Annotated in this window: 9 protein-coding genes; 6 read left to right on the plus strand and 3 right to left on the minus strand. The window is 71.7% G+C overall.

Annotated features, from left to right (window positions below; genetic code table 11):
- Window positions 1-21 precede the first annotated feature (21 nt).
- Window positions 22-651, minus strand: a complete 630-nt coding sequence (locus tag Q9R08_RS13145; RefSeq protein WP_308868528.1) for a TetR/AcrR family transcriptional regulator — start codon at window positions 649-651, stop codon at window positions 22-24.
- A 99-nt stretch (window positions 652-750) separates the two neighbouring features.
- On the opposite strand from Q9R08_RS13145, the gene Q9R08_RS13150 reads away from it, so the two are divergent.
- The 3 genes from Q9R08_RS13150 to Q9R08_RS13160 all read left to right on the plus strand — a co-directional run bounded on the left by Q9R08_RS13150 (window position 751) and on the right by Q9R08_RS13160 (window position 4,710).
- A complete protein-coding gene (locus Q9R08_RS13150) occupies window positions 751-1,821 on the plus strand; it encodes an agmatine deiminase family protein (protein ID WP_308868529.1) in 1,071 nt (356 codons plus the stop codon).
- On the plus strand, window positions 1,818-3,545 hold the full coding sequence (locus Q9R08_RS13155) for an amidase (protein WP_308868530.1): 1,728 nt from the start codon (window positions 1,818-1,820) through the stop codon (window positions 3,543-3,545). The genes Q9R08_RS13150 and Q9R08_RS13155 overlap by 4 nt, the downstream gene beginning before the upstream one ends.
- Window positions 3,546-3,630: 85 nt before the next feature.
- A complete protein-coding gene (locus Q9R08_RS13160; protein WP_308868531.1) occupies window positions 3,631-4,710 on the plus strand; it encodes a C45 family autoproteolytic acyltransferase/hydolase in 1,080 nt (359 codons plus the stop codon).
- Between the two features lie 100 nt (window positions 4,711-4,810).
- Here the strand turns inward: Q9R08_RS13160 and Q9R08_RS13165 are convergent, their stop codons facing one another.
- Complete coding sequence (locus Q9R08_RS13165; protein ID WP_308868532.1) at window positions 4,811-6,277, minus strand: MFS transporter; 1,467 nt, start codon at window positions 6,275-6,277, stop codon at window positions 4,811-4,813.
- Between the two features lie 114 nt (window positions 6,278-6,391).
- Here Q9R08_RS13165 and Q9R08_RS13170 point away from each other — a divergent pair, with 114 nt between their 5' ends.
- Both Q9R08_RS13170 and Q9R08_RS13175 read left to right on the plus strand, forming a co-directional pair.
- Entirely contained in the window at window positions 6,392-7,042 is a 651-nt protein-coding gene (locus tag Q9R08_RS13170; protein WP_308868534.1) for a TetR/AcrR family transcriptional regulator, read from the plus strand.
- Window positions 7,043-7,052: 10 nt separating this feature from the next.
- The gene (locus Q9R08_RS13175; RefSeq protein ID WP_308868535.1) at window positions 7,053-7,895 is read left to right on the plus strand and encodes an esterase/lipase family protein; all 843 of its coding nucleotides are present in this window, start codon (window positions 7,053-7,055) and stop codon (window positions 7,893-7,895) included.
- Between the two features lie 15 nt (window positions 7,896-7,910).
- Here Q9R08_RS13175 and Q9R08_RS13180 read toward each other — a convergent pair whose 3' ends face one another.
- Window positions 7,911-8,492 (minus strand): TetR/AcrR family transcriptional regulator, encoded by a 582-nt coding sequence (locus Q9R08_RS13180; RefSeq protein WP_308868536.1) that lies wholly within the window; start codon window positions 8,490-8,492, stop codon window positions 7,911-7,913.
- A 109-nt stretch (window positions 8,493-8,601) separates the two neighbouring features.
- Between Q9R08_RS13180 and Q9R08_RS13185 the strand changes: the two genes are divergently transcribed.
- The gene (locus Q9R08_RS13185) at window positions 8,602-9,357 is read left to right on the plus strand and encodes an SDR family NAD(P)-dependent oxidoreductase (protein WP_308868537.1); all 756 of its coding nucleotides are present in this window, start codon (window positions 8,602-8,604) and stop codon (window positions 9,355-9,357) included.
- Window positions 9,358-9,418: the final 61 nt, after the last annotated feature.

Below are 9,418 nucleotides of genomic sequence, written 5' to 3' on the forward strand. Positions count from 1 at the left end.
AAACCTTCCCACGGACGCGGCTCATGCGCTGACCGGGACCGATCCTGGCCGTGCCCCCACGAGCGCCTCGGCGGCGCGGGCGGTGCGCAGGGCGAAGCGCGTGGTGTCGGTGCCGCGCGCCAGCGACTGGGCGTTGAGCCCGTCGATCATGCCGATGAGCTCCCACGCCACCTCGCCGGGCTCGGTCGTCGAGAACGCGCCGGTGCGGCATCCGTCCGCCACGATCGCCTCGACGAGCGTCTGCCACCGCTGCATCTGCGCGCGCACCGCGACGGCGAGCGCATCGTTGCGGCGGGCCATCGCCCAGCCTTCGACCCAGACGACCGTGAGCTCGTCGCGTGCGCCGTCCATGAGCGTGTCGATGAGCGCGCCGAGCCGTGCCGCCGGGTCGGCGATGACGCCGACGACCTGCTCGACGTCACGCACCTCCTCCTCGACGAGGTCGGCGTACACACGTGCCACGAGGTCGTCCATCGACGGCTGGTAGTGGGCGACGAGCCCTGAGGCCACTCCCGCCCGCTCGGCTACGGCGCGGAGCGTGAGTGCGCTGAGGCCGTGCTCGCGCGCGATGGCGGTCGCCGCGGCGACGATCTCGGCGGCGCGTTCGGCGGGAGCCTTGCGGGTGCGCGGTCGTGACGATGTGCTTGACATGTTCTCGCCAGCATAGATATCTTCTTTATTGATCGACAGATCAATTACGACCACCCGAAGCCGGACCTCCCCGCGAGCCGAGCAGAGATGAGGGCGACGATGGCCTGGAGGATGCCGCACGAAGGCGATCCGCACGAGCGCACCTGGATGGCGTTCCCCAACGAGGGGCCGACGCTCGGCGACGATCCGGCCGAGCAGGAGCGCTTCTACGCGGCGTGGAGCGCCGTCGCCAACGCCGTCGCCGACTTCGAGCCGGTGACGATCCTCGTCGATCCGTCGAAGTCCGAACGCGCACGGCGCATGCTCGACTCGGCCATCGAGATCGTCGAGACGCCCGTGGACGAGTTCTGGTTCCGCGACCACGGGCCCACGTTCGTCGTCGACGACGAGCGCCCCGGCATCCTCGGCGCGGTCGACTGGGTGTTCAACGGCTGGGGCGCCCCCGAGTGGGCGTCGTGGGCCAAGGCCGCCGAGCACGCCCGTTTCACGGCCGGGCTGGTGGGAGCCGAGGTGGTCAGCTCGCTGCTCGTGAACGAGGGCGGCGGCATCCACGTCGACGGCGAGGGCACCGTCCTCGTCACCGAGACTGTGCAGCTCGACCCGCGGCGAAACCGGTTCGCGGACAAGGCGCGCGTCGAGGCGGAGCTTCACCGGACGATCGGCGCGACGAAGGCCGTGTGGCTCCCCCGCGGCCTCACCCGCGACTACGACGACTTCGGCACGAACGGGCACGTCGACATCGTCGCGACCATCCCGACTCCCGGCCGCCTGCTGCTGCACGCGCAGCAGAGCCCGGAGCACCCCGACTTCGAGGTGTCGCGCGCGCTGCGCGCCTTCCTGTCGGAGCAGACGGATGCCGCCGGCCGCGCCTTCGACATCATCGACCTGCCCGCGCCCGAGGCGCTGCGCGACGACGAGGGCTTCGTCGACTACAGCTACGTCAACCACCTCGTCGTCAACGGCGGCGTGATCGCCTGCGGCTTCGGCGAGGAGCGCGCGGACGCGCAGGCGCGCGAGATCCTCGAGGCGGCCTACCCGGGTCGCCGCGCGGTGACCGTCGACGCCCGCCAGATCTTCGCCGGCGGCGGCGGCATCCACTGCATCACGCAGCAGCAGCCGGCGCTTCACCCGGGCGGCGTGTCCGTCGAACCCCAGGGAACGAAGCGATGACCCGTCACTTCCCCGTCGTCGAGGCGACGATCGCCCAGCTCCGATCGGCACTGGACTCCGGCGCGGTCAGCGCCGTCGAGCTCCTCGACGCGTACCTCGCCCGCATCGAGGCGTTCGACGTCCCGGGCACGGCCACCGCGCTCAACGCCGTGGTCGTGCGCAATCCCGACGCGCGGGCAGAGGCTGCGGCATCCGATCTCCGCCGCGCCGAAGGCCGCACGCTCGGACCGCTCGACGGCATCCCGTACACGGCGAAGGACTCGTTCCTCGCGAAGGGACTCACCGTTGCGGCGGGCTCTCCCGCGTTCGCCGGCCTCGTCGCCCAGCGCGACGCGTTCTCGATCGAGCGGCTGCGCGCGGCCGGCTGCGTGCTGATCGGCCTCACCAACATGCCCCCGATGGCCAACGGCGGCATGCAGCGCGGCGTGTACGGCCGCGCCGAGAGTCCCTACAACGCGGACTACCTCACGTCGGCGTTCGGATCGGGATCGTCCAACGGCTCGGGCACCGCGACCGCTGCGTCGTTCGCCGCCTTCGGACTCGGCGAGGAGACCTGGTCGAGCGGCCGGGCGCCGGCGTCGAACAACGCGCTGTGCGCATACACGCCGTCGCGCGGTGTGATCTCGGTGCGCGGCAACTGGCCGCTCGTGCCCACGATGGACGTCGTCGTGCCGCACACGCGCACGATGGCCGACATGCTCGAGATCCTCGACGTGCTCGTCGCCCGCGACCCCGAGACCCGTGGCGACTTCTGGCGCGCGCAGCCGTGGATCCCGCTCCCCGATGCCGCCGCCACGCGTCCCGGCTCGTACCCCGCGCTCGGCTCCGCCGACATCGACAACGCGCGCGCGACGCTCACCGGCCGCCGCTTCGGCGTGCCACGGATGTACATCAACGCCGACGCCGAGGCCGGCACGAACCCCGACGGGGGAATCGGCGGACCGACGGGCACGCGTGTCGAGACCCGCGCTCCCGTGATCGCGCTCTGGGAGACGGCACGCCGCGATCTCGAGTCCGCGGGCGCCGAGGTCGTGGAGGTCGACTTCCCCGTCGTGACGAACTACGAGGGCGACCGCCCGGGTGCGCCCACCATCATGACGCGCGGACTCGTGACCCCGGAGTTCCTGCACCGCGAGATCGTCGACCTCTCGGCATGGGCGTGGGACGACTTCCTGCGGGCGAACGGCGACCCGGCGCTCGACCGGCTGGAGGACGTCGACCCCGCCGCGATCTTCCCGCATCCGCCCGGCGCCCTCCCCGACCGCTACACCGGGTTCGACGACGACATCGCCGCCTATCCCGCGCAGGTGCGGGAGCACCCGTACGCGTCGTTCACCGACATCCCCGAGATCGAGGGCGGCCTTCGCGGGCTCGAGGAGACCCGCCGCCGTGACCTGGAGGAGTGGATGTCGGACCTCGGCCTCGACGCCGTGGTCTTCCCCGCTGTCGCCGACGTCGGCCCGGCCGACATGGACGTGAACGAGGCGTCCGCCGATCTCGGCTGGCGCAACGGCGTCTGGGTGGCCAATGGCAACCTCGCGATCCGCCACCTCGGGGTGCCGACGGTCACCGTTCCGATGGGCACGATGGACGACATCGGGATGCCGGTCGGACTCACGCTCGCCGGGCGCGCATACAGCGACCCCGAGCTGCTCGCCTGGGCCGCCGCGTTCGAGGCGCTCCGTCCGCGGCGAACCGCTCCCCCGCGTACGCCCGAGCTCTGATCCGCCTCCAGCCGCCCGCGCCACTCTGTTCGAGGGCAGAATCGCCTGGGGCGCGCTTCGAACCCGACCCTCCGAAGGAACAGTCATGCAGCTTCGCACCGCAGCGTCGACCTCGCAGGATCCGGCCATCCGGGGCCGCGAGCTGGGAACGGCGTTCGCGCCGCAGTTCCAGCGCACGGCGGCGCTGTACCTCGCGCATTTCGCCGAGCTCGGCATGCCGGCCGACGAAGTGCGCGGCATCGCCGAGCGCAGCGGCGCCGCCCTCGCGGTGTGGGCGCCCGACCTCGCGGCGGAGGCGGACGCGATCGCCGACGCCGCACGGCTCGACCGGTGGCGTCTCGCGGCCGTCGGCGCGCGCACCGAGATCCTCGCGGCGGCACCCCCCGGCACCGAGGGCGAGTGCTCGACCGCTGTCCACGTCGGTGCCGGCCAGGCGGCCGAGTCGATCCAGACGTGGGACTGGCACGACTTCCTCGTGCCGGAGGGGCTGCTCTGGGCGTTCTCGTCGGGTGCGGGACTCGAGGTGAAGCTCTTCACCGAGTTCGGCACGGCGGCCAAGATCGGCGTCAACAGCGCCGGGCTGGGCCTGCACTTCAACATCCTGTCGCACGCGTCCGACTCCGATGAGGGCGGCGTGCCCGTCCATGCGGTCGCGCGGCGCATCCTCGACGAGGCGCGTTCGATCGCCGACGCCCGGCGCATCACGGAAGGCGCGACGGTGAGCGCCTCGACGGTGCTGACCGTCTTCGAGACCGTCCCCGGTGCGGGCGGCTCCCGCGCCGCATCGCTCGAGCTGTCCCCCGCCGGGCTGGGCGTCGTCGAGCCCGGCGCCGACGGGTGGCTGTTCCACACGAACCACTTCCTCGACGACGCCCTGTTCGCCGGCGACACGATGCCGGCCGACTCGACGACCCTCGAGCGGTTCGCCCACCTCGATGCCGTCCGCGGCGACCTCGCGGGCCTCGATCCCACCGCGCGGGCGCTGGCCGTCTGCGGTGGTCTGGGCGCCGACGCGGCCGTCTGCATGACACCGGACCCTGCGCTGCCCCGCGTGGATCAGTGGGCGACGCTCCTCACGATCAGCGTCGACACGGCCGGCTTCGGGCTCGACGTGTTCCCGGGCCGCCCCGACGAGGCCGCTGCGGCAGGTCTCACGCGGTTCTGACCTCGAGTCCAGGAGCACGAGCGCAGGCCAGAGCGCAGGCCGTCCCGCCGTGGCCGGTCGCGGCGGCCCCGCTCCCGGCCGCGCCCGACCGCGCCGGGCGTCAGCGCAGGCCCGAGCGCAGATCGTCTGCCGCCGGGCTGGCGCCCGCCGCGGCGGCGTCCGCCCCCTCTTCCTCGGTGGGCAGCGACGGCGGCGCTGCGGCGTACGCATCCGACAGCTCGCGGTAGGGCTTCGAGAAGAAGGCGAGCAGCACGACGAGCAGCAGCACCAGGCTCGCCCCGACGAACGCCAGCGCGATGCCCCTGGCCTCGCCGTCGCCCAGCAGCCAGCCGAACGAGTCCTGGCCCTCCGGCGATTCCATGAACGGGATGAGCCAGAACTGGGCGATCGGACCGATCAGGAACGCCGAGACCGGCGCCGCCGCCGATTCCACGCTCGCGGCGAAGCCGAAGACGCGGCCCTGCTTGTCGTACGGCACCACGCGCTGCACGATCGTCTGCTCGGAGGCCTCGGCGATCGGCATGAGCGCCATGAAGATCAGGATGCCGAGCGCGTACAGCCACCACCACTCGCGGATGGCGAAGCTCATTCCGAGCAGCGCGATGCCGATGTTCACGAGCAGCATGGTGCGCACCGGATTCTTGCCGAGACCGAACTTGGCGACGAGCGCGCCGCCGATGATGAACCCGAAGCTCGTCACGCCGAGCACGATGCCCCACGCCTCGACCGAGAAGAGCGTCAGCCCGTAGGGGTCCATGAGGGCCATGAACACGCCGCCGACGAGGTTGTTGAACGTCGAGAACAGGATGAGGGCCAGCAGCCCGGGAACCGCCATCACGGCGGGGATCACTCCGCGGAACCCGAACCCCTGCGGCGCAGCGGCGGGGTTGTCGCCGGCGACGTGGGCGACGCCCCGCTCGGGGATCGGCACGAACAGCAGATGCACCAGCGCGACGCCCGTCGCCGCGATGGCGATCGCGACTGTCCATCCCATGCCCAGAAGGCCGATCGACAGGCCCGAGAACACGCTCGTCACCATGAAGGCGATGCCCTGCACGGCACCGACCAGGCCGTTCGCGCGGTCGCGGCGCTCGGCGGGAACCAGCAGCGTGACCGTGGTCGACAGCGCGATGTTGCGGAGGTTCTCCACGACGCCGCCGATGAGGATGACGCCGGCGAACGCCCAGAACCACAGCCCACCCCAGTCCAGGAGCGCGCTCTCGGGGATCGTCAGGAAGATCGCGCCCGCGAGCAGGTAGGCGACCGCGGTCACGATGCTCGAGAGCAGCATGACCGCCTTCTTCTTCATGCGGTCGACGATCACGCCGAACACGACGCCGAACACGGCGACGAGCAGCATGTACGACCCGCCGATGATCGCGGTGGCGAGCACGGACTTCGTCTCGAGGTACACCCAGAACGTGAGCGCGAACCAGAGGTAGCTGCTCGTCACGTTCGCCAGCGCGGTGTTGACGAGCACCTGGTAGAAGGCGCGCAGCGTCCGCGGACCCGGGTGTGCGTGAAGATCCTCGTCGGAGGCGGGCCCCGCGGGGCTCGTCTGACTCATGTCGATTCCTTAGGCGTGTTCTCGGTCAGGGAGGCAAGAGCGAGGGTCTAAGCTCGATGTGGACAGTGTTCACATGCAATGTTCACACCGTACACACTCGGGCGGGAGGATGCAATGACTTCACCCGTGCGGACCTATCATCACGGGGACCTCCGACAGGCCCTCATCGGTCACGGACTGCAGCTCGCGCGCACCGGCGGCCCCGGCGCCGTGACACTCCGAGAGGCGACCCGTGCCGCCGGCGTCTCTCCCAACGCGGCCTACCGGCACTTCGCCGACCGGGACGCTCTCGTGCGGGCCGTCGCCCGCGAGGCGCAGCTCGCCCTCGCCGGCGCGATCACCTCACGCGTCGCCGCGACCCCCGACGGCCTCGCGCCCGCTGCCGCCACGATCGAGCGCCTGCGCCGTGTCGGGCTGGCGTACATCGACTTCGCCCGCGCGGAGCCCGGCTGGTTCGAGACCGCGTTCTTCACGCAGGACACCCACGCCAGCGACGCCATCGTCACGCTCGACGACGAGCTCGTCGCCCCGTTCCGCCTGCTCATGGACACGCTCGACGCGATGGTGGATGCCGGCGCCCTCGCGCCCGATCGGCGACCCTTCGCCGAATGGGCGTGCTGGTCCTCGGTCCACGGCTTCGCCGAGATCGCCGTGCACGGCCCGGTGCGCTGGCAGCCGGCGCCCATCGTCGACGCGCTCGCGGCATCCGTCGTGGAAGCGGCGATCACGGGCGTGCGGGGCACGGCTGTGCCGCCCCCCTCGTAGACTGCGCACCATGGTCGACCGTGCCGCATCCGGCGCAGCCCCGCGCTCCTCGCCGGTACGGCATGCGCTGTGGTGGGCCGCCGACTACCTCTATGCCGCGCGACGGCAGTTCGCCGTGCTCTCGCTCCCTTGGTCGATCGGCCGGCCGCGTCCCATCCCGGCATCCTGGCGCCAGGGCGACCCCGCCCTTCCCGAGGTGTACCTCGTCCCCGGGGTGTACGAGCACTGGACGTTCCTCCGCCCCCTCGGCGATGCCCTGGCGGCCGCAGGCCACCGGGTGCGGGTGGTCCACGGACTGGGCGTGAACCGCCGCAGCATCCCCGATACCGCCGACCGTCTCGAGCGCGTGCTCGCCGACGCCCCGCCGCCACGGGCCGGCGTGGTTCTCGTGGCGCACAGCAAGGGCGGGCTCATCGGCAAGCACGTGCTGGTGACCTCCGGTGCCGCGGTCGAAGCGGCGAGGGCCGCGACCTCGGGCGAGGATCCGACGGATGCCGCCGCCGCTGCGACGCCGCGCACCGGCACACGTCCGCTCGGCCTCCTCGGGCTGGTGGCCGTCGCGACGCCGTTCGCCGGCGCCCGACGGGCTCGCATCTTCGTCGACCCGAGCATCCGGGCATTCCTCCCCGACGACGAGACGATCGTCATGCTCGGGCGCGAGACGTCGATCAACGGGCGCATCGTGTCGATCTTCGGCCCGTTCGACCCGCACATCCCCGAAGGCAGCGCCCTGGACGGCGCCACCAACATCTCGGTGCCCGCGGCCGGGCACTTCCGGGTGCTGGACTCACCGGCGACCCATCGTGCGGTGCTCGACGGCATCGCGCTGCTCGGGCGCCCCGACGACGGCTGAGCGACGTCCGTGGAGTCAGACCACGGGACGATGCGGCCACCACTCCGGCAGCAGCGCCAGATAGACGCGCAGGAAGTCCTCCACGCGGGGACGAGGATGCCGCAGCCACCCGTCGATGGCTCCCACCGTGCCGTCGGCGAGGAAGCGCGCGGCGGCATCCGCGACGGCCGCGTCCGGGACGCCGTCAGCGGTGAGCGGCAGCTGCACCCGCCCGCGTTCGAGCAGGATCTCGGTGGTGCCGCGGAAGTGCCGGCTCAGCATCGCGTGCAGCGCCCCTCCCCCGTGCGCCAGCTCGCGGCGGTAGATGTCGACGTGGCGCAGGATGTGGCGAAGGACGCCCTCGGTGACCGTGGCGACGGCGGTGGCGGCATCCGATCGGTCCTTCATCAGCTCGTCGCGCAGGACGTCGAGCTCGGCCGTCAGGGCGGCGTCGACGAGTCCGGAAGGCGAATCGGCGTGCTCGTAGAACGTCGAGCGGTGCACGCCGGCCGCGTCGGCGAGCTGTGTCACGGTGAGGCTCGAGATCGGTCGCTCGGCAGCGAGCGCAAGCGCGGCGGAGTACAGGCGATCGCGGCTGCGCTGCTTGCGGGGGTCCATTCCACCTCCGGGAATCTTTTCGACAGGTGTAGGTTAACCCATGAGTAACCGACATGTGTCGGAGAAACAACCCGGCGCCACGCGCTGACGCCGCCTACGGAGGTACATCATGGCTACGTACGATGTCGCGGAGCGTTCCGCGATCGTCACGGGCGCCGGATCCGGCATCGGCCGGGCTGTCGCCCTCACTCTCGCCGAGAACGGTGCGGCGGTGGTCGTCGCGGACGTGCGACAGGATGCCGCGGACGCGGTCGTCGCGGAGATCACGGGCGCCGGCGGCACGGCGGTCGCGTTCGTCGGCGACGTCTCCGACCCCGCAGTCGGACAGGCGGCCGTCGACGCCGCAGAGGCGCTCGCGCCCCTGCGCATCGCGGTCAACAACGCCGGCATCGGCGGCGCAGCCGCGCCGATCGGCGAGTACCCGATTGACTCGTGGCAGAAGGTCATCGAGATCAACCTGAACGCGGTGTTCTACGGCACGCGCGCTCAGGCGCCCGCGATCGCCCGCAACGGCGGCGGGTCCATCGTCAACATCTCGTCGGTGCTCGGCTCGGTGGGCATCCCGATGTCGTCGGCATACGTCACGGCGAAGCACGGCGTCGTCGGCCTCACCAAGAACGCAGCACTCGAGTACGGCGCTCAGGGCGTCCGCGTCAACGCGGTCGGCCCCGGCTTCATCCACACACCGCTCGTCGACGCCAACCTCGACGCCGACGCGCAGGCGGCGCTGGCCGCCAAGCACGCCCTCGGCCGTCTGGGCGAGTCGCAGGAGGTCGCGAACCTCGTCGCGTTCCTCGCATCGGATGCCGCCACCTTCATCAGCGGCAGCTACCACCTCGTCGACGGCGGCTACGCCGCCCAGTAGCGTCCGCCCTCCCGAACCAGCGGCCCGCGCGAACCCGAATCGCGCGGGCCGCTTCCTCGTC

Source organism: Microbacterium psychrotolerans, assembly GCF_031085295.1.
GTDB lineage: Bacteria > Actinomycetota > Actinomycetes > Actinomycetales > Microbacteriaceae > Microbacterium > Microbacterium psychrotolerans.